General features: G+C 51.5%; 20 protein-coding genes and 1 other annotated feature. All 20 genes read right to left on the reverse strand.

The window, feature by feature from the left end:
* Nucleotides 1–69: 69 nt before the first annotated feature.
* Nucleotides 70–696, reverse strand: coding sequence for an orotate phosphoribosyltransferase (pyrE, locus tag KNP00_RS01895; protein WP_215141722.1), 627 nt, complete (start codon nt 694–696; stop codon nt 70–72).
* The gene (gene pyrF, locus KNP00_RS01900; RefSeq protein WP_215141723.1) at nt 680–1,384 is read right to left on the reverse strand and encodes an orotidine-5'-phosphate decarboxylase; all 705 of its coding nucleotides are present in this window, start codon (nt 1,382–1,384) and stop codon (nt 680–682) included. The genes pyrE and pyrF overlap by 17 nt, the downstream gene beginning before the upstream one ends.
* Complete coding sequence (locus KNP00_RS01905; RefSeq protein WP_215141724.1) at nt 1,359–2,285, reverse strand: dihydroorotate dehydrogenase; 927 nt, start codon at nt 2,283–2,285, stop codon at nt 1,359–1,361. Before KNP00_RS01905 ends, pyrF begins: the two co-directional genes overlap by 26 nt.
* Nucleotides 2,282–3,001: a dihydroorotate dehydrogenase electron transfer subunit gene (locus tag KNP00_RS01910; protein ID WP_215141725.1), complete on the reverse strand. Its 720-nt coding sequence runs from the start codon at nt 2,999–3,001 to the stop codon at nt 2,282–2,284. The genes KNP00_RS01905 and KNP00_RS01910 overlap by 4 nt, the downstream gene beginning before the upstream one ends.
* Nucleotides 2,998–6,201, reverse strand: coding sequence for a carbamoyl-phosphate synthase large subunit (gene carB / locus KNP00_RS01915; RefSeq protein ID WP_215141726.1), 3,204 nt, complete (start codon nt 6,199–6,201; stop codon nt 2,998–3,000). Before carB ends, KNP00_RS01910 begins: the two co-directional genes overlap by 4 nt.
* A gap of 1 nt (nt 6,202) precedes the next feature.
* A complete protein-coding gene (locus KNP00_RS01920; RefSeq protein WP_215141727.1) occupies nt 6,203–7,285 on the reverse strand; it encodes a carbamoyl phosphate synthase small subunit in 1,083 nt (360 codons plus the stop codon).
* A complete protein-coding gene (locus KNP00_RS01925) occupies nt 7,263–8,543 on the reverse strand; it encodes a dihydroorotase (RefSeq protein WP_215141729.1) in 1,281 nt (426 codons plus the stop codon). Before KNP00_RS01925 ends, KNP00_RS01920 begins: the two co-directional genes overlap by 23 nt.
* Nucleotides 8,540–9,424 carry an aspartate carbamoyltransferase catalytic subunit gene (locus tag KNP00_RS01930; RefSeq protein ID WP_215142264.1) on the reverse strand — a complete coding sequence of 295 codons (885 nt, stop codon included), beginning with the start codon at nt 9,422–9,424 and terminating at the stop codon, nt 8,540–8,542. Before KNP00_RS01930 ends, KNP00_RS01925 begins: the two co-directional genes overlap by 4 nt.
* Nucleotides 9,425–9,583: 159 nt before the next feature.
* On the reverse strand, nt 9,584–10,888 hold the full coding sequence (locus KNP00_RS01935) for a uracil-xanthine permease family protein (RefSeq protein ID WP_215141731.1): 1,305 nt from the start codon (nt 10,886–10,888) through the stop codon (nt 9,584–9,586).
* Nucleotides 10,889–10,937: 49 nt separating this feature from the next.
* Nucleotides 10,938–11,471, reverse strand: coding sequence for a bifunctional pyr operon transcriptional regulator/uracil phosphoribosyltransferase PyrR (pyrR, locus tag KNP00_RS01940; RefSeq protein WP_215141733.1), 534 nt, complete (start codon nt 11,469–11,471; stop codon nt 10,938–10,940).
* A 141-nt stretch (nt 11,472–11,612) separates the two neighbouring features.
* Complete coding sequence (tnpB, locus tag KNP00_RS01945; protein WP_215141735.1) at nt 11,613–12,701, reverse strand: IS200/IS605 family element RNA-guided endonuclease TnpB; 1,089 nt, start codon at nt 12,699–12,701, stop codon at nt 11,613–11,615.
* Nucleotides 12,702–13,086: 385 nt separating this feature from the next.
* A complete protein-coding gene (locus KNP00_RS01950; RefSeq protein WP_215141737.1) occupies nt 13,087–13,998 on the reverse strand; it encodes an RluA family pseudouridine synthase in 912 nt (303 codons plus the stop codon).
* Nucleotides 13,998–14,471, reverse strand: a complete 474-nt coding sequence (lspA, locus tag KNP00_RS01955) for a signal peptidase II (protein WP_215141739.1) — start codon at nt 14,469–14,471, stop codon at nt 13,998–14,000. Before lspA ends, KNP00_RS01950 begins: the two co-directional genes overlap by 1 nt.
* Before the next feature lie 57 nt (nt 14,472–14,528).
* Entirely contained in the window at nt 14,529–17,255 is a 2,727-nt protein-coding gene (gene ileS, locus KNP00_RS01960) for an isoleucine--tRNA ligase (RefSeq protein WP_215141741.1), read from the reverse strand.
* A 52-nt stretch (nt 17,256–17,307) separates the two neighbouring features.
* Nucleotides 17,308–17,527, reverse strand: a binding site (T-box leader).
* Between the two features lie 3 nt (nt 17,528–17,530).
* Entirely contained in the window at nt 17,531–18,079 is a 549-nt protein-coding gene (locus tag KNP00_RS01965; protein WP_215141743.1) for a DivIVA domain-containing protein, read from the reverse strand.
* A gap of 18 nt (nt 18,080–18,097) precedes the next feature.
* A complete protein-coding gene (locus KNP00_RS01970) occupies nt 18,098–18,868 on the reverse strand; it encodes a YlmH family RNA-binding protein (RefSeq protein WP_215141745.1) in 771 nt (256 codons plus the stop codon).
* 3 nt (nt 18,869–18,871) lie between these two features.
* Nucleotides 18,872–19,141 carry a YggT family protein gene (locus tag KNP00_RS01975; RefSeq protein WP_214881690.1) on the reverse strand — a complete coding sequence of 90 codons (270 nt, stop codon included), beginning with the start codon at nt 19,139–19,141 and terminating at the stop codon, nt 18,872–18,874.
* Between the two features lie 4 nt (nt 19,142–19,145).
* On the reverse strand, nt 19,146–19,613 hold the full coding sequence (locus KNP00_RS01980) for a cell division protein SepF (RefSeq protein WP_215141747.1): 468 nt from the start codon (nt 19,611–19,613) through the stop codon (nt 19,146–19,148).
* 23 nt (nt 19,614–19,636) lie between these two features.
* Nucleotides 19,637–20,290: a YggS family pyridoxal phosphate-dependent enzyme gene (locus KNP00_RS01985; RefSeq protein ID WP_215141749.1), complete on the reverse strand. Its 654-nt coding sequence runs from the start codon at nt 20,288–20,290 to the stop codon at nt 19,637–19,639.
* Complete coding sequence (pgeF, locus tag KNP00_RS01990) at nt 20,290–21,048, reverse strand: peptidoglycan editing factor PgeF (protein WP_215141751.1); 759 nt, start codon at nt 21,046–21,048, stop codon at nt 20,290–20,292. Before pgeF ends, KNP00_RS01985 begins: the two co-directional genes overlap by 1 nt.
* Between the last annotated feature and the right edge of the window lie 26 nt (nt 21,049–21,074).

The raw sequence follows: 21,074 nt of genomic DNA on the forward strand, positions 1-21,074 counted from the left end.
ACTCCCGTTATTTTACCATGAAGTATGACATATGCCGAATCGAAAAAGAATCCACCTTCAGGCGGATTCTTAAGACGTGATGAGGTCACTCCAGGCACGAGGGTCTTCTTGCCAGTCGCGAAGGGAATCGAGCTCGGAATGATTCAATACCCCAGTCGTCTCTGCAACTTCAATCAACTCTGAAAATGTCGTCAACGACGTCGCGGATAGATCGGCATCAGCTAGATTACTCATGAGAACCGGTAATCCGTACGAGAAGATGGCCAAAATTCCCGTGACCTCACCGCCCGCGTTTTGAATCACTCGAGCGGCATCGATACTCGACATTCCCGTCGACAATAAGTCTTCGATGACGAGCACTCGGGCACCATTCTCGAGTCTACCTTCGATTTGATTTCCTTTCCCATGCCCCTTCGCACTCGAACGGACGTAAATGAAAGGGAGACCGAGTCGGTCGGCGAGCAGTGCCCCGTGAGGAATACCTGCCGTAGCCGTACCTGCGATCACATCGACTTCTGTCGGATTGACTGACTTCACCAACCCATCGAGGATGACTTGACGCACTTCCGGAAAACTGAGTGTGAGCCGGTTGTCGCAGTAGATCGGACTCTTCAATCCGCTCGACCATGTATACGGTTTAGTCGGTGAAAGGGTAACGGCTTCAATTTGTAAAAGTGCCTCAGCGATTTGTTTCATACGTTTGTCCCCATTCCTTCATAAATTGGTCGTACATCGTAACGGGATCGGCTGCGCGTGTGATCGGTCGACCGACGACAATCGAGTGGACTCCGGCTCGGCTCGCTTCATGCGGCGTAGCAACCCGTACTTGATCATCATCCGTTCCCCCGAGGCGGATACCCGGCGTAACGGTCATGAACGTATCGCCGAGTTCTTGATGAATCATACGTGCTTCCTGAACGGAGGCGACCACTCCGTCGAGCCCCGCCCGTTTCGCAAGTGTCGCTTGCCGAATAACGGCTAGATCGAGTCGTCCAGCAATCCCGAGCTCTGTCTGCATCATTCGTTCATCCGTCGATGTCAACTGTGTGACCCCGATCAGTCGGGTCGTATCGCTTTCCATTCGTAACCCATCTAACGCATAGCGCATCATCTTTTCGCCGCCTAGCGTATGGACATTCGTCACAGCCACCCCGAGTCTTCCGATTTGCCGCATCGTTCGGCGTGTCGTCTCAGGGATATCGTGCACCTTCACATCGAGAAAGACTGGGTAACCCAAGTCGACCAACTCTTCGATAAAGCGTGCACCTTCCCGGTAAAAGAGTTCCATCCCGACTTTGACAGCCGGTCGGTTTGAAAAACGATTTAATAAATGAAACGCTTCGTCCCGCGTTTCTACATCAAGGGCGAGATACAAGTTGCGCATAGGCCTTCCCCCTCACATCCAAAATATGTTCGATTCCAAGTGAATCGAGTCGTGCCGGTAGTGCCTCGATGATTTCTTGACAGACGTACGGATTTTCAAAGTTTGCGGTGCCTACTGCGACGGCGGATGCCCCGGCATAAATGAACTCGAGAACGTCGTCGACCGTCCGAACGCCACCCATGGCGATGATCGGTATGTTGACCGTCTGTGCGACTTCATACACCATCCGGACCGCTACCGGTTTGATGGCCGGTCCGGATAATCCACCGATTCGGTTCGCTAAAATGGGTTGCCCCGTCTCGATGTCGATTCGCATCCCGACGAGTGTGTTGATCATCGTCAACCCGTCCGCACCGGCCGCCTCGACCGCTCTTGCCATGTCAGTGATCGACGTGACGTTCGGTGACAGTTTGACATAGACCGGCTTACATGAAGCTGCTTTGACGAGTCGTGTGAGTTCAGCCGCCATCGCCGGGTCCGTTCCGAACTGCATGCCTCCACATTTCACGTTCGGGCACGAGATGTTCAACTCGATGGCTTTGATCGTCGGGTCGGCACTCATTCGACGGGCGACTTCCACATACTCGTCTGGCGTCGAGCCGGCGACGTTGGCGATAATCTCTGTGTCGAACGTCGAGAGGAATGGCAATTTTTCTTCGATGATCGCATCGACACCAGGATTTTGGAGGCCAATCGCGTTGAGCATGCCTTGTGCCGTCTCGGCGACGCGTGGGGTCGGATTTCCGAACCTCGATTCCTCCGTCGACGCCTTGATCATGATACCTCCTAAAATGGAGAGGTCATACAGTTTCGCGAATTCCTCACCAAAACCGAAACATCCGGAAGCCGGAATGATTGGATTTTTTAAACGAAGACCTGGTAACTCGACATTCATTCTCATAACAGCACCTCTTCCGCATTGAACACCGGACCGTCACTACAGACTTTCACATAGCCATCAGGTGCTTGACAGACGCAAGCAAAACAAGCGCCGATGCCACAGCCCATCCGATTCTCAATCGAGATATAGCGCTCGGGAATAGCCGATGTGGCAACAGCCTTCAGCATCGCTTCCGGACCGCAGCTGAACAACACGTCCGCATCGATACGTGCAAGTGGCCCCGTGACGAAGCCCGGCTCCCCGTGACTGCCGTCTACTGTCGTGATGATCGTCTCGCCAAGTTCACGAAACGCTTCTTCATAAAAGACACTTTCTTTCGAATCAAACCCGAGTATCGCAATCGTCTCAATCCCCATCTCTTGTAGTCGGCGCCTGACGTAGTAAAGAGGCGGCACCCCAATCCCACCACCGACGAGGACGACCCGTTTCCCATGTTGTGCGAGCGGAAAACCGTTACCGAGCGGACCAAGGACGTCAAGCGTGTCCCCCACGCGTTTCCTTGCCAGTTCAGTCGTCCCTTCTCCAATCACTTTATATAAAAACGTAACCTCATCCCCTTCAACGTTCGCCACAGACAACGGCCGACGCAATATGCCGGACGTCTTGATGTGAAAGAACGTCCCAGGGGCGATGTCCACCCCAGGGCAACGTACTTTCATCTCCATCGTCGCTTTGGCGATTTTCCGGTTGCTGACAATCGTCACGTCATGTCTCATACCATCACCCCGAACGTTGTGAATGCCGGGATACTGACCGTTTGGAACGACAGGCTTTCAATGACTTGTAACAACGCCTCGACTGTATCGAGCGAGGTCAGGCAAAGCGTACCCTGTTCGGCGGCCATTCTTCGAATTAAGAAACCATCTTTCGTCACGAGTGCGTCGCGACTCGTCGTATTGATGATCAAGTCGACGTCTCCTCGCTCGATCACACTGATCATCGTCTCACCGTCTTCTTGAATCTTCCCGACTCGACGGACACGCATCTGTTCCGCTTCGAGACTGTCGGCCGTACCACTCGTTGCCATGAGGCGGAATCCCAGCCGATCGAATCGTTTCGCCAAGGCGATGACCTCGTCCTTATCGTGGTCGGCGATTGTCATGAGCACGTTCCCTTTCAGAGCAATGTTCATTCCTGCTGCGACGAGCCCTTTATAGAGCGCTTTTTCGAGCGTTCGGTCCGTCGCCATGACTTCTCCTGTCGACTTCATCTCGGGTCCGAGCGATGGGTCTACTTCTTTCAATTTCGCGAACGAGAAGACCGGTACTTTGACCGAGATACTGTCCGACTCAGGATGAATGCCTGTCCCAAGACCGAGTTCTTTCAAGCTCGTCCCAAGAATCGTCTGCGTTGCGATCCGAGCAACGGGTAACCCTGTCACTTTCGAGATGAACGGCACCGTCCGACTCGCACGTGGGTTCACCTCGATGACATACAAATCGTCCGCATAGACGAACTGAATGTTGAGAAGGCCTTTGATGCGGAACGCTTTCGCCAACTTGATCGTATAGTCGATGACTTTTTGTTTCAATTCTTCACTGAGTCGTTGTGGTGGATAGACGGCAATCGAATCACCGGAATGTACGCCGGCCCGCTCGATATGCTCCATGATCCCTGGGATATAGACGTCCGTCCCGTCACAGATGGCGTCGACCTCAATCTCAATCCCTGTCAAGTAGCGGTCGATGAGTACCGGTCGGTCTTTCGAAGCGATGACCGCATGTCGCATGTACCGCTCGAGCTCAGACTGTTCATAGACGATTTCCATCGCCCGTCCACCGAGGACATACGATGGCCGGACGAGTACGGGATAGCCGAGTTCGTTCGCACAAGCGACGGCCTCCTCCACATTTGTCGCCGTTTTTCCTGGTGGTTGAGCCAATTGCTCGGCGGACAATGTCGCTTCGAACGCTTTTCGGTCTTCGGCACGGTCGATGTCTTCAAGAGACGTCCCAAGAATCCTCACACCGTTCGCTTCGAGCGATGCTGCCAAGTTGATGGGGGTCTGCCCACCAAATTGGACGATGACGCCGAGTGGGTTCTCGTTCTCGATGACCTCTAATACGTCTTCTGTCGTCAACGGCTCGAAATACAATCGATCGGAGATGGAAAAGTCTGTCGAGACCGTTTCGGGGTTATTGTTGATGATGATCGCTTCGTATCCCGCATCTCGAATCGTTTGGATGGAGTGCACGGTCGCATAGTCGAACTCCACACCTTGACCGATGCGGATCGGCCCCGACCCGAGGACGAGGATGGACTCTCGGTAAGTCTTCACCGCTTCGTTTTCCACTTCATACGTCCCATAGAAGTATGGCGTCTCAGAAGCGAACTCGGCCGCGCACGTATCGACCATCTTATAGACGGGACGAATGTTCCATTCTTTCCGTTTCGTGCGTATCGTTTCCGTATCCGTCGAGAGCATACGCGCGATTGCCACATCACTAAATCCTAAACGTTTCACATCGAGTAGACGTTCTGACGTCAATGGCTCCGCCACGAGTTGTTGCTCGGCTTGCCAGATCCGATTCAATTTCTGTAAATAGAGTCGATCAATTTTTGTCAGTTGGTGCAGGACCTCCACCGTGTATCCGCGGCGAAGCGCCTCATATACGATGAACAAACGCTCGTCTGTCGGATGGGTGAGTCCATTCTCGAGCTGCTCTGTGTCTAATGCTTGAAGCTGTGGGACGTAGAGTTCCTCCATACCCAGTTCAAGCGAACGAACGGCTTTTAACAACGCCTCTTCTAAATTTCGACCGATGGCCATGACCTCACCCGTCGCCTTCATTTGTGTGCCTAAGCGGCGATCCGCGGACTCAAACTTATCGAAAGCGAAGCGTGGGATTTTAGCGACGACGTAATCAAGGGCGGGTTCGAACGAGGCGTAGCTCGTCTCGGTGACCGGGTTCTTTAATTCTGATAGCTTATAGCCGACAGCGACTTTTGCGGCGAGTTTGGCAATCGGATAGCCGGTCGCTTTTGATGCGAGTGCGGAACTCCGTGAGACACGTGGATTCACTTCGATGACGTAGTACGTGAAACTGTCTGGGTCGAGTGCGAATTGGATGTTGCACCCACCTTCAATCCCAAGTGCCCGAATGATGTCGAGTGAGACGCTACGGAGCATTTGATAATCCCGATCTGATAGCGTCTGCGTAGGGGCGAATACGATCGAGTCACCGGTGTGGACTCCAACTGGGTCAAAGTTTTCCATCGCACAGACGATGATCGCCTGGTCACTCGAGTCACGCATGACCTCGAACTCGACCTCTTTCATCCCGGCAATCGACTTCTCCAATAAAACTTGCGTCACCGGACTCGCCTTTAATCCAGATTCAACGATTTGCTCGAACGATTCGCGGTCATGGGCAATCCCTCCACCGGTTCCTCCAAGCGTGTAGGCAGGCCGAATGATGATCGGATAGCCGATTCTGTCCGCAAAACCCCAAGCAGATTCGAGTGTATGGACGATCTCACTTTCAGGTACGCCATGCCCGAGTTCGAACATCAAGTTGCGGAACTGCTCCCGGTCCTCTGCTTGAACGATGGCAGATAGTTTCGTCCCGAGAAGTTCCACACCACAATCTTGTAAGACGCCTCGTTTATCAAGTTCAAAAGCCAAGTTTAATCCCGTCTGTCCGCCAAGTGTCGCAAGAAGCGCATCGGGACGTTCTTGTCGGATGATTCGCTCAACAAACTCCGGTTCGAGCGGTTCGATATAGACACGGTCTGCCGTCGTCGGATCCGTCATGATCGTTGCCGGGTTTGAGTTGACGAGAATGACTTCGTAGCCTTCTTCTTTCAAGGCGAGACACGCCTGTGTACCAGCATAATCAAACTCCGCTGCCTGCCCGATGACAATCGGTCCTGATCCGATTACGAGGATTTTCTGAATATCTGGTCGTTTTGGCATGTCAAATTCCCACTTTCTGTTTGTTTTCTTGTACGAGTCGCATGAAACGGTCAAATAAATCGTTGGCATCGAACGGTCCCGGCGCTGCCTCGGGATGGTACTGTACCGAGAAGGTCGGGTGGTGGAGATGTCTCACCCCTTCTACCGTGCCATCATTGACGGCACGATGTGTCACGATGAGTGAAGTATCGGATAGCGATGCCTCTTCTACCGCATATCCATGATTTTGAGATGTGATCGTCACGGCACCCGTCTCGAGTTCGAGTACCGGATGGTTCGCACCACGATGTCCGAACGGAAGCTTGAACGTGTTCGCTCCGTTCGCGAGAGCAATCAGCTGGTGACCGAGACAAATGCCAAACATCGGTGTCGTCGGCATGAGTTGCTCGATGAGTGGGAGGGCTGTCGGTACATCCTTTGGGTCCCCCGGTCCATTCGACAGCATGATGCCGTCCGGCTCATATCGCAACACCTCTTCAGCAGTGACGTCGTGTGGAAAGACGACGATTTCACAGTCCCGTTTCATCAACTCGCGCATGATCCCAAGTTTTGCACCGAAGTCGACCAAGGCGATTCGTGGTCCCGTCCCTGTACTCATGTATGTCCGTTTTGTCGAGACGCGCGTTACTTGATCGTTCGGTGATTCTTCGTCAAATCGAGCCCGTACCTCGTCCCACGTCGACTCCCCATCGATGAGGACGCCTCGCATGACCCCTTGCGCCCGAAGGTGACGTGTCAGCATCCGTGTATCGATATCCGACAGACCCGGAATAGAAAAGCGGGTAAGTGTCGCGTCGAGCGTCGCCGTCGAACGAAAGTTCGATGGCGTATCGCATGCTTCTTTCACAATCAGTGCTTTGGCCATCGGAACCGTCGTTTCAAAATCCTCACGATTGACCCCGTAGTTCCCGATCAACGGGTTCGTCAGCACAATCATTTGGTCACAGTAGGATGGATCCGACAATATTTCTTGATAACCCGTCATCCCTGTTTGGAAGACGACTTCCCCCATCGTATCAGCCGGTGCCCCGAACCCTTTTCCGACAAACGCTATCCCGTCCTCAAGCCATAATGTTCGTTTCATCAAATCGCCCCTTATATACAATTTCTCCACCAACTATCGTCATGACCGGCCAGCCGACAAGTCGTTTCCCCGTAAACGGTGTATTCTTTCCTTTTGAGTAAAATGTCGTCGGATCGACCGTACGAGACGTTTTTGTGTCGATGAGGATCATGTCCGCATCCGCTCCTACTTTTAGCTCACCTCTCGATAAGCCGAACACGTCACTCGGTCGCTTCGTCATCCAGTCAAGCAGCTGATGCTCTTCCATGAGTCCGGTTTTTACGAACGTCGTGTAGAGAAGTGGAAGTGCTGTCTCGAACCCGGTGATGCCAAACGGTGCCCGCTCGATTCCCTGCGCTTTCTCATCTGCTGTATGTGGTGCGTGGTCCGTCGCAATCATGTCGATCGTCCCATCGAACAGTCCCTCAACAAGCGCCTGTCGATCGTCCTCGCTTCGTAACGGTGGATTCATCTTGAAGTTTGCATCGAGACCTGGGATATCGTCCTCACTCAAGACGAGGTGATGCGGCGTCACTTCTGCGGTCACGTGGATGCCGGCTCGTTTCGCATCCCGGATGACGCGAACCGATTGGCGGGATGAGACGTGACAGACGTGATAGTGACATCCGGTCTCTTCGGCAATCAAGACGTCACGGGCGATATGGATGCTCTCCGCGAGGCTCGGAATTCCTTGAATGCCATGCGCCTCGCTGAACCTGCCTTCATGAACCGACCCAGCTTTCAATGAATTGTCCTCACAGTGGGCAACGACCGCCTTGTTCAATCGTTTCGCTTCACGCATCGCTTGTCGCATCATCGCCGCCGACTGGACACCGACCCCATCATCCGTATAGGCGAAGGCATCTATGAGCGATTCCATGTCGACCTGTTCTTCTCCGAGTTGTCGTTTTGTGATGGCAGCGTATGGGAGGACGCGGACGACCGCATCTCGTTCAATTTTTTGAAGCAGGGCATCCATCGTCTCGCGATCATCCGGCACCGGTCGCGTGTTCGGCATTGAACAGATTGTCGTGAATCCTCCTGCCGCAGCTGCCATTGTTCCCGTCTTGATCGTCTCCTTTGCCTCGCCCCCTGGTTCTCGTAAGTGGACATGTACATCGACTAGTCCTGGTGCGAGTAGATAGCCCGATGCATCAATAATCTCTTGCCCCGCTCTCTCCCCTGTATAGTCGAGTGAAGAGATTTTACCGTCTATCACTTGGATGGTCGTCGTCCGTTTCGTCCCCTCGTCATACCACGTCGCATTTTGAAGTATCATTGTTGTCCTCCTAGTGCTCGATTTAAGATGCTCATGCGGGCATATACCCCGTTCGTCATTTGTGGAAAGATACGTGACCGAACGTGTTCGATCAAACTTCCCGCGATCTCCACATCTCGATTGACCGGAGCCGGATGCATGATGATGGCCCCTTCTTTCATTCGTTCAACTCGCTCGACCGTCAAACCGAATTGCGTGTGGTACTCCTCTTTCGAGAAAATGTCTCCCATGATATGGCGCTCATGTTGGACACGGAGCAGCATGATCACGTCACTTTCTGCCAAGACATCATCGAGTTCCCTTCGTTCTAGTCCCATCGAATCGTCCCACCAAGAAGCCGGGCTACATCCGACTACATTTGCCCCGAGACGTTTCAATACGCTCGCGTTCGAGCGGGCGACCCGACTATGGACGAGGTCTCCGCAGATGGCAACGTTCAACCCTTGAAACGTTCTGAACTCTTCAAAGATGGTGACGAGATCGAGTAACGACTGGGAAGGGTGTTCGCCGCTTCCGTCACCCCCGTTCAGTACCGGAATGTTCAACTTCTCGATGAGTTCATGATAATAACCCGCCTCGGGGTGTCGTATGACGAGCGCGTCAACGCCGATGGCTTCGAGTGTTTTGCACGTATCGTAAAGCGTCTCGCCTTTTGTGACCGATGACGTCGTCACATCGAACGGAATCTCCTGTACGTTCAAATGTCGCTCGGCCATTTGAAACGAGTTTTTCGTTCGGGTCGAGTTTTCAAAGAACAGATTCGCTACCGTCTTCCCGTCAAACAGCGGGGGAAGGTCCCCTTGCTTATAGCGCAGTGACTCTTCAATCATGCCCATGATCTCATCGAGTGAGAGTGTGTCCAAACTGACGAAGTGCTTGATCGGTTTAACGTTCGTTTGCATCGTATTCATTTTCGTCTCCTCCTTTTGTTAGAGGCAAAGAGAAAAGGCGCCTCTTCACCGATGTGAAGGGACGCCTTTATTTGGGCAAGGTGCACCCAAATAAACGAGCCTTCACTTTGCCGACCTCACGGGATCGATTTAAAAGTTACTTGCTTGTTTCGTTTCTTCAGTTATGTTGACTTCGACTGCTGTATCGTCTTCCTCTTTCGGTAAAATGGCGTTCAACAAAATGCCGACGACTGTCGCGAGCGCCATTCCTTGAACCGGGAAGTTGCCGAGTTGAACCATGGCACCACCGAGTCCGATGACGAGGATGACCGAAGCGATGATCAAGTTGCGTTTCTCCGCCAAATCGACTTTACTTTCCACCATCGTGCGCAGTCCGTTTGAGGCGATGACACCGAACAACAGGATCGAGATGCCTCCTTTGACCGGATTTGGAATGGTCGAGATGAAGGCTTCGATATGACCGAGGAAGCCGAAGCTGATGGCCATGAGCGCTGCTCCCGCGATGACATACACACTGTATACTCGTGTGATGGCCATGACACCGTTGTTCTCTCCGTATGTCGTACACGGTGGTCCACCGAGTGCGGAGGCGACCGCCTTCCCTACCCCGTCGCCGAGTAGCGTGCGATGTAATCCAGGATCTTTCATCGTCTCTCGTCCGATGATTTTCGATGTGACCATTTGATCGCCGATATGCTCCGTCATCGTGACGAGAGCGACCGGGACGATGGCGAGAAGGGCACCGACTTGCCACATCGGCATGTAGTCGACGAACACCATCGTGAAGTCAGGTAGTTGGAACAGACTTGCCTGTTGAATCGGTGAGTAATCGATGATACCGAATGCCGCTGCGACTGCGTATCCTCCCACGATTCCAAAGAGGATCGGGACAGCGCCCCAGACACCTTTCAACTTTGTCATGGCGAGCATCGTGATCCCGAGTGTAAGCAATGCGATCATCATGAACGTTCCATTGTAGGCACCGTCTTGATTCATCGACATGTCGATGGCGACCGGCGCAAGCGAGAGTCCGATGACCATGATGACCGGTCCGACGACGACCGGAGGGAGTAGTCGGAGCAACCAGTTGACCCCTGTTTTATAGATGATCAACGAGACGACACCGTATACCGAGCCGGCGATGATTCCGCCGAACAGTGCGGCTTCGACGCCCCACTGCTGACTGACCGCTATGATCGGGGCGATGTAGGCAAAACTTGAACCTAAGTACGTTGGAACTTTGAAGCGAGTAATCGCTAAGAATGAGAGCGTGGCCACTCCGGAAGCGACGAGGGCGACCGATGTATTCAACCCCGTTAAAATCGGGACTAAAATCGTCGCTCCGAACATGGCGAAGACGTGTTGAAGACTGAATAACAGCCATTGTGGAAAGTGAGCTGGACGCTCGTGGATGTGTAGAACGGGTTGTTTCATAATTGAGTTCTCCTTCCTGGCCTCTCTGGACCACCTTAAAGGTTTGTGTTTAGTGCTGGTGGATTGTAACTTCATCTGCCGTATCGACTTCACTGAGTCGCACGACGACTTGCTCGGATTTAGATGTCGGAACGTTCTTCCCGATAAAATCAGGTCGAATCGGAAGTTCCCTGTGACCTCGGTCAATCAAGACGGCGAGTTGGATATAGTCTGGGCGACCGTGGTCGACGAGTGCGTCCATTGCGGCACGGACCGTTCGACCGGTATACAGGACGTCGTCGACGAGGACGACGGTCTTTCCGTTAATATCATGTGGCAGTTCCGTCGCTTTCACTTCCGGGTCTAACGACTTTTTTGATAAATCATCACGGTAAAGGGTAATATCCAGATTACCGAGTGCGACCGGCTTGCCTTCAATCTCCTCGATTCGGCGAGCGAGTCGGTCAGCGAGCGTCTCGCCTCTCGTCTTAATTCCGACGAGGACGACGTCATCGATCCCTTTGTTCCGCTCGATGATTTCGTGGGCGATTCGCGTCAACGCCCGACGGATGGCTGACTCATCTAAAATGACTGATTGTTTCACGTAATTCCTCCTTTCGTATAGTGAACTACTCACCACTTATTTGCTTCGCAAATTGAAGGGGGAGCTTCTTGGGAAGACCGTGCTCTTACCAGCCACGGTTATGGACCAAGCTCGTCGGGCAGTCCCTGCCCTGAAGGATTGTCAGTCGGCCAACCTCAACAGGTTGATGCTCGCGTTGATGTCACGGTCATGATGCGCGCCACAGGCACACGTCCATTCACGGACATCCATCGCCTTCTTCTCGCCTTTTATGCCGCAAGTGGAACAGATTTGAGTGGATGCGTACCAAGGGTCTGCCTTGATGAGCGTCCGTCCGTAGAATCTTGATTTGTATTCGAGTTGCCGGACGAACTCGTACCAACTGACATCCCCGATGGACTTGGCGAGCTTATGGTTTTGCATCATATGCTTCGACTTCAATGTCTCCACGACGATGACTTGGTTCTCGTCAACGATCCGTCTTGACAGTTTGTGAAGGAAGTCCTTGCGTTGGTTGGCGATCTTTTCGTGTTTCTTTGCCAGAAATAATTTGGCTTTTTCACGATTCTTACTTCCCATTTTCTTACGTGACAAAGCGCGTTGTGCCTTCTTGATCTTCGCTTCGGACTTCCGGAGGAGTCGGGGGTTTCCAATCTTCTCCGAAACCATCGCATCGTTCGTCATGACGGCGAAGTGTTCCAGGCCGAGATCGATCCCGACCTTGTTCTTGGCTGGGATCCATGGTGCATCGTCCTGTTCGACGAGGATGGAGACGAAGAACTTGCCCGTCCTCGTCATCGAGACCGTCGCCGACCGGATGACGCCCTCGAACGGACGATGTTGTCTGAACCGCACGAACCCGACCTTCGGCAGCCGGACCTTGCCCGCCTCGATGCGGATCGTACCGCGCTGGTTGTTCGTCGTGTAGGAGGCGCGCGACCGCCGTCTCGACTTGAACGCCGGGAAGCCGGCCGTCCCGGCGAAGAACTTTGCGAACGCGGCGTCGAGGTTCAGTTTCGCATTCGCGAGCGCGAGGCTGTCCGCCTCGGCGAGGAACGGAAACAGGGGCTTGTAGGAGGCGGGTGTCGCCGGTTTCCGTCTCGGCCCGCTCCCTTCCTTCGCCTCCTCGCGGATGGCGATGCGGTCCTCGAGCAACTTGTTGTAGATGAACCGGGCGCAGCCAATCGTCCGGAGCAGGAACTCGGCCTGTGCCGGCGTCGGATGAAGCCTGTATGTGTAGCCTTTCAGCATGTCCGTCCCTCCTCCCTCCAGCAGATTGTGATGTGTCTTCCTCATCCGATACCCGTGGAAGGGGAGGGAGAATCTGACGGAATCACGAACTTTTGTTCGTCCTATCTGTCACAGGGGGAAAAGACGTTTGGACCGGGCGATTCATCTCCCACCTACGCCGAGCTTCGCCCCGAGACGCTTAGAGGAGGGAGAATTCTCACCTGATTTAGTTAAAAAAGAAGACTCCCTCATCCGACCGGAAAGGGAGTCTTCATCAAAAACGGCAGTCTGCTGCCGGGGTTGAATCGACGTAAGTGTGACCGCGGTCACAATCCTTTCACAGCCTCTCTGGACTGGGTTTAAAGGTGTTATGCTTCCTAGACTATAAATCGGAACGTGACAGAAGTCAACGAGTTTTCTCGATTTTATCTAACTTCGCGAGTTCGGTGTTAAAGTCTTCTGGTAGTGGCGCTTCAAACTCCATCCATTCTTTCGTCCGTGGATGATGGAATCCGAGCGTTGCTGCATGCAGTGCCTGGCCACCTAAATCGATCGTACGACGTGGACCATATTTCGGGTCACCAGCGAGTGGATGACCGATATAACGCATGTGAACGCGAATTTGGTGCGTACGTCCCGTTTCTAATTTACACTCCACGAGCGTGAAATCTTTATAGCGCTCCAGTAAACGGAAATGTGTCACAGCTTCCTTTGCGTTTCTGTCCGTCACGGTCATGCGTTGACGATCATTCGTATCGCGTCCAATCGGTGCCTCGATCGTCCCGAGTTCATGAACGAGCTCGCCATGGACGAGCGCGATATATTCACGTTTGATCGTCTTGTCTTTCAGCTGGCTCGCCAGCGATTCGTGCGCCAAATCGTTTTTTGCGACCATGAGAAGCCCCGTCGTGTCCTTATCGATCCGGTGAACGATTCCCGGTCGCTTCACCCCATTGATGCCCGAAAGGTCATCACAGTGAAACAGTAACGCATTGACGAGCGTTCCTGACGTGTGACCGGCTGCGGGATGGACGACCATGCCACGTGGCTTGTTGACGACGATGACGTCTTCATCTTCAAAGACGATTTCGAGCGGGATGTCTTCAGGCAATACCTCGAGCTCCACCGCTTCCGGCACATTCACTTCCACCTCATCCCCTACTTGAAGTTTGTAGTTCGCCTTCACGGCACTACCGTTGACGAGGAGGGCTCCCGTCTTAATCCATTCCTGCACTTGCGAACGTGACCATTCGCCACGGTCGCTCACCCACTTATCAATCCTTGCCTTTTCATCGGCGACAAAAGAATACGATTCCATTACGATTGTCCCCTTTCTTTGTGTAATTTTTCTTCAAACAAAACACCGACGACCATCAAGATGACTCCAAATGTGAGCGCCATATCGGCCACGTTAAAAATCGGGAAGTTATATCCGAACGGATACGTGTCGACAAAGTCCACGACCTCGCCTCGAAACAGGCGGTCGATGAAGTTCCCGATTGCACCGGCCAACAGTAGACCGACACTATAGCCGAGAAGTTGGTATCCATTCACTTCTTTGTGTAAAAAATAAACGAGTCCGGCAACAACGATGATTGTGACGATAAAGAAGAACGTCATCTGTCCTTCTAACATCCCCCATGCCGCTCCTTTATTGCGATAAGATGTCCAATACAATAAGTTTGGGATGACTTCAATCGTTTGTCCGATTGTCATCGTCTGAACGACCACCCATTTCGTCAGTTGATCGATCACAATCAAAATGAGAGCCAATCCATAGTAACGTTTCATACGCGTCTCCTTTCAAACCGTTAAGAAACCGGAGTGGGGACGCCACTCCGGTTCGTCTTAACCGATCACTGATGCACAGCGTGGGCAAAGCTCAGGATGCTCATCGTTTTGTCCAAGCTCGGTCGAGTAAGTCCAACAGCGTGCACAAGCGGCTCCGTCGGCTTTCGCGACTGTAATTTTCGTCGTCGCATAGTCGACATCGGCCGTCTCAGCCCACTCTACTTGTGAGACTTGAAGCAGTTGACTGACGTTGTCGATCGTGTTCAACAAGTCACTCGTCTCTGCTTTCGGTGCGAGAATCAACTTCGCCTCGAGCGGTTTTCCAATCAGTTTTTCTCCACGTGCGATTTCAATTGCTTTCAAGACATCGTCACGGAAGACGAGGAACTTCGACCACTTCTCAAGTAACGCCGTCTCGTCTGCCGTCAATGCGTCCACTTCTTCCAAATCAGATAGGAAGATGCTCGCTTCCGTCTTCCCAGGGACCTCTTTCCACGCCTCATCGGCCGTGTGTGGAAGAATCGGTGCCAACAGTTTCGTCAAGAGGATGACCGCGTCATACATAACGGTCTGAACGGCACGACGACGGAGATCGTCTTCACGTTCGATATACAAGATATCTTTTGTGAAATCGAGGTAGAACGATGACAACTCGTTGACACAGAAGTTATGGACGAGATGGTATACCGCCATAAAGTCAAACTCATCGTATGCTTTGACAACCTTTGTCTGCAATTGTTTCAGTTTCGTCGCCATGAAGCGGTCGGCTTCCGGCATATCGTCATATGCGACTCGCATCGACGGCTCGAAGCCGTTCAAGTTTCCGAGTAAGAAGCGAATCGTGTTGCGCATCTTCCGGTATACTTCTGATACTTGTTTGAAGTTATCGTGCGACGCACGGACGTCCGACTGATAGTCGACGGATGCGACCCAAAGACGAATGATTTCAGCACCATACTGCTTCACGAGGTCGTTCGGTGCGATCGTATTGCCAAGCGATTTTGACATTTTACGCCCGTCTCCATCAAGTACGAAACCGTGACTTAAGACGTTACGATATGGCGCTTTCCCTGTCGTTGCGACAGCTGTCGAGAGTGACGAGTTGAACCATCCACGATACTGATCCGACCCTTCAAGATAAAGGTCAGCCGGACGGCGAAGATGTTCTCGTTCCTCTAACACACCTGCATGTGATGATCCCGAGTCGAACCATACGTCCATGATGTCGAGTTCTTTGCGGAACTCCCCATTCGGGCTACTCGGATGCGTGAACCCTTCAGGAAGGAGGTCTTTCGCCTCCCATTCGTACCAGACGTTTGAACCATGCTCGCGGAACAAGCTCGCGATGTGATCAATCGTCTCATTCGTGATGATTTCCGTACCATCTTCTGCATAAAAGATTGGGATCGGGACACCCCAGGCACGCTGGCGGCTGATGACCCAGTCCCCGCGGTCACGGACCATGTTGTAAAGACGAGTCATCCCCCATTCTGGCACCCAGTTCACTTCCTCGATCTCACGAAGCATGTCTTCGCGGAAATCTTTGATTGAGGCGAACCATTGTGGTGTCGCACGGAAGATGACCGGCTTTTTCGTACGCCAGTCGTGCGGATACGAGTGCTTGATGAATTTCAAGTTGAGCAAATAGCCGTTCTCTTCAATCTTCATCCCGATTTGTTTATTCGCGTCCTCATAGAATAGACCCTCGAAACCAGGCGCTTCATCCGTCATGTAACCACGGTCATCTACCGGACAAAGGACGTCCAATCCGTATGCCTGTCCGACGCGATAATCGTCTTCCCCGTGACCTGGTGCAGTATGAACGAGACCTGTCGCATCCGCTGTAACGTGGTCGCCGAGAATGACGAGCGACGTGCGGTCATACAACGGATGTTGTGCCGTCATATACTCGAAGTCACGTCCATTCCAAGAACCGCTCACTGTGAAGTCTGTCCATCCGAGCGCTGTCGTCACGTCTTCGACTAATGTTTCCGCGACGATGTATCCTTTCCCTTCATGTTCGATCCGCGTATACGTCAACTCATCACTCACTGCGATTCCAAGGTTCGCCGGGATTGTCCAAGGCGTTGTCGTCCAGATGACGAAATGATCATCTGACGTCAACGTCTCTTTTCCGTCCACAACTCGGAACGCCACATAGATGGCGGGTGACTTTTTATCGTAGTATTCGATTTCAGCTTCAGCGAGTGCCGATTCAGAAGATGGAGACCAGTACACCGGTTTTTTCCCTTTATAGATGTACCCTTTTTCAGCCATCGTACCGAACAGACGAATTTGAGCTGCCTCGTATTCGGGAAGGAGCGTGATATATGGATTCTCAAAATCCGCAAGCAACCCGAGGCGTTTGAACTGTTCACGTTGTGAGTTCACTTGCTCCATCGCGTATTCCGCACATTTTTTGCGGAACTCAGCGACCGTCATTTCTTTACGATTGACGCCTGCTTTTTGAAGGGCGTTCTCGATCGGGAGACCGTGTGTGTCCCATCCTGGAATCATCGGAGACTGGTATCCGTTCATCCCCTTGAAACGAACGATGATGTCTTTTAATACTTTGTTCATCGCGTGCCCCATATGGATGTCGCCGTTTGCATATGGCGGTCCATCATGTAGGATGTATTGTGGTTTTCCGGCATTCTTCTCTTGAACCTTGTTGTAAAGGTCCATGTCTTCCCATTCTGTCTGCATCGCCGGCTCGCGTTTTGGTAAATTTCCACGCATCGCGAATTCTGTATTCGGCATTAATAGCGTATCTTTATAGTTCATCTAAACTCCTCCATCAACATTTTTTTGAAAACAAAAAAACCAACCCATCCCTGATAGGGACGAGTTGGTTGACTCGCGGTACCACCCTACTAGTCTCATCTTCATGAGACCGCTCTCGGTAACCGATAACGAGGTCAGACGGTCACGCTTACTCTCGTTCAGCGTGACGACTCATAGGGGATATCGATTCGAGTCTTTCTCTTAGGCTTACACCGTCCCTAAGTCGCTTCGTAGGTATGACTCGACCGACGCGTCCTACTCAACGTGTTGATCATTTATCCATGATGTTCTTCATTCTGTTTGACTTCGTCGTCATTATACGCAAGTTCCGTCCTATCGTCAAGAACCGTCTGTACCGGCGGTTCTCCGACAATCGTTTCCCATTCCGTACTATTGAGGAGTTCCATTTGCGCATCGACGAGCACACGGAACCGTGTACGATACAGTTCAACTTTCTTGAGCATTTGCACGACTTCACGTTCGGCAAGTTGTTCTTTGCGAGACGCTTCCTCTTCACGTGCATGCGCTTCACGCTCTGCTTGCTTCAAGATCAGGCTCGCTTCTTTTTGCGCATTGTTCTTCACTTCTTCCGCAGCTTCCTGCGCGACGATAATCGATTTATTCAACGTATCTTCCATCGAGGAGAAGTAATCAATGCGGGCCTGCATATCGTTGACAAGTTCTTCATATCGTCGATTCTCACGAATCAATAGTTCAAACTCTTTAATGATTTGATCTAAAAATTCATTGACCTCATCGATGTCGTACCCACGAAAACGGGAAGAGAATTCTTTATTATGAATATCAATCGGTGTCAACGCCATTCGACTTTCCTCCTAAGTTCAACGTATAGTGCCATACTGTATTTTTATTTTTTCACGTTTGGTCGATCCGAGAATCTCTAGCAATTTGATGCGACCATGTCCACGGACGGAGAGAAGGTCGTCTGGCTCGAGAAGGAAGCTCGCATCTTCAATGACTTTATGATTCACTTTGCAGTCGCCATGTTTGACGAGCGCTTGCGCTTTTTGCCTTGACATGTTGAGTACCTCGCTTGCGACCGTATCAAATCGTAAAGAAGAAACGATACCGAATCCTTCGACCCATTCCGTTTCAGGGACGACGAGCACATCTTCTTTCGCCACGGAAGAAATACGTACTTTCGCCTTTCCGACACGATCTAAATTCATCTCGATGAATCCGACCGCTTCACGCGTCGTCGCAAACTGTACGAGTTCATCCTCGAGGACGACATCCCCGAATTTTTGACGTTTCAGTCCTGCATTGAGTAAAGTCCCCGTCACTTGTCGATGCGTTAAATCAACAAACTTTGTCGGGTACTCGATACGCCGGATCTCGATTTCGAAATCATTCTGATTCAGTTCATAATATTCCGGTGCCAAGATCATACGACGTCGCTCCGCGCCAACGAATCCGCCATCGTCATGAAGGACGAGTTGTTTACCGACGAGTTGTTTGACGATTTGCTGTTCACGCGGGTCCAAAAAGTCCGTCAATTTTAACACATAGCTATCCTCGACTTGTTGCACCCAATCGAGTACTTGCTCAACGAATGCGCGTTCACTTGGTCGGTAATGATCGTAAACGCTCATACGTCACCCGAAAATCGCAGCGATTCCGACTTGGGCCATTCGAAGAACGAATAAAGCGACGATTGGAGAGATATCAAGCATTCCACCGATTGGCGGGATGATTCGACGAAACGGTGCCAAAAACGGTTCACACAAAGCCGATAAAATTTGTCCAAATTTTGATTCACGCGCGTTCGGGAACCATGATAATAAGATATAGCCGATAAGAATCCAGCTATAAATACCTAATAAGTCACTCAATGTGTTGCCTAAGGCAGGAATTACATTTTCCATTCAGTTACCACCCTTTACTGTGAAGTTCATCCTCCGAAATCAAGTTTGAGATTGAACCGGTCAATTCGACGTTGTTCGGAGTACACAGAATCGTGTTATGTCCAATCGAAGTCATCGATCCTTCGAGTGCGTATACGACACCTGAAAGAAAGTTGACGACTTGACGAGATTGTTCTTTTGACATGCGTTGAAGATTGACGATGACCGCACGATTTTCTTTCAAGTGATCACTAATGTCTTGCGCTTCAGCAAACACACGTGGTTCAGCCAATACGACTTTAGAGCGATCTTTCTTTTTCGTATTTAGTGCCACGAGGTTGTTCGCTGACTTAGGACGATCATCCTGCTTTACGATCGATGTTTCGGTTGTAGAAGGTGCAGTGTTAGCGACGGCATACTCTTCTTCTTCGTACGTGTTGTTCGGATCTTCATCGAGCCCAAAGAAATCTTTCATTTTGTTTTTGATTGACATAACGGATTCCTCCTTAAGATATATTATTGCACAAGTACGGTACCAATACGAACAAACGATGCGCCTTCTTCAATCGCGATTGGATAATCGTTTGACATCCCCATCGACAGTTCCGTGCAAGGTGCGTGCTCATACGCTTTAGCCATCACTTCATCACGGGCAACACGCAAACGGCGAAACGTGTCCCGAAGGATCGACTCTTCTTCCGTCAGCGGGGCCATCGTCATGAGCCCGATGATTCGAATATGGGAATATTGTTTACAGTTCTCGATGAATGGAATGACTTCCTCTATTTCAAGACCATGTTTTGAATCTTCTCCTGACGTGTTCACTTGAACGAAACAATCTACCACTCGATTGGCTCGTTTATCAATCTCTGAAGCGAGAGACAATCGGTCGAGAGAATGGATCGCTGCGACGTGATCGATGATTTGCCTCACCTTTCGCGTCTGAAGCGTACCGATGAAATGAAATCTTGCATCAGTCGGCATGACACCCACTTTCTCAAGCAAGGAATCCGGACGATTTTCACCGAAGTCACGAATGCCTTCCACATATAAGGCGTTCGCGACATCCACACCGACCGATTTGGTGACGGCGATGAGTGTCGGTTTCGTTTCTCGTTCGTGCGCTGACATAATCGATTGTACCTGTCTTACATTATCTGAAATACTCACTATTTACGCTCCTTGACGATGACTGCCGCAAATCGACGTGCTGTTTCCCCGTCCCGATATGAAAAGTAAGGGGCGTTTGCGCCAGTCGTTAATTTCGAATGACTGACCGAGATGTCATGCTCTTTTGCCAATACCTCATTGACGGTTTGAAGTGACAGATGAGCATGTTCGCCGGATTCATCTTGTACCGCTCGTTTATACGCAACCGACGAAACGTCATGGACGGCGTTTAACACACGGCGGTCGACCTCATAGTCATCCCCGGAAATAGATGGGCCGATTAGCATCTCGATCTCGGTTGCGTCGACTCCATGGTCTTTATACGCCTCTACCATGGATTGAACGATATTTCCGACGGTCCCTTTCCATCCAGCATGGGCAATGCCAATCAGACCACGTTCCTTCGCACAAAAGAATAGCGGCACACAGTCAGCAAAGACGAGAGCTAATGGTAAATGCTCCTCTGTCGTCAATAGACCGTCCGTTTTTGAAATGGCCTCATCATAGAGGAACGCCCCTTTGCCTCGATCAATCGGTCCTACAAATTGGACGTTCGTGCCGTGAATTTGCTCAGCCCACACGGAATCTTCAAGTGACAGATTGGCTCGTTGAAAGAACAGTTGACGGTTTTGGACGACTCGGTCTATCTCATCTCCAACGTGTAGCCCGACGTTTCCGCCGTTGTGTCCGTTCGTTCGCGTCGTCACATAGGCGTGGTAGCGGTTTGTCTCAGTTTCCCATGTATGTAACAGTTGCATCGGTCTCTCCTTTTAGAAAAAGGGAT

It is taken from the genome of Exiguobacterium qingdaonense, from assembly GCF_018617855.1.
GTDB lineage: Bacteria > Bacillota > Bacilli > Exiguobacteriales > Exiguobacteriaceae > Exiguobacterium > Exiguobacterium qingdaonense.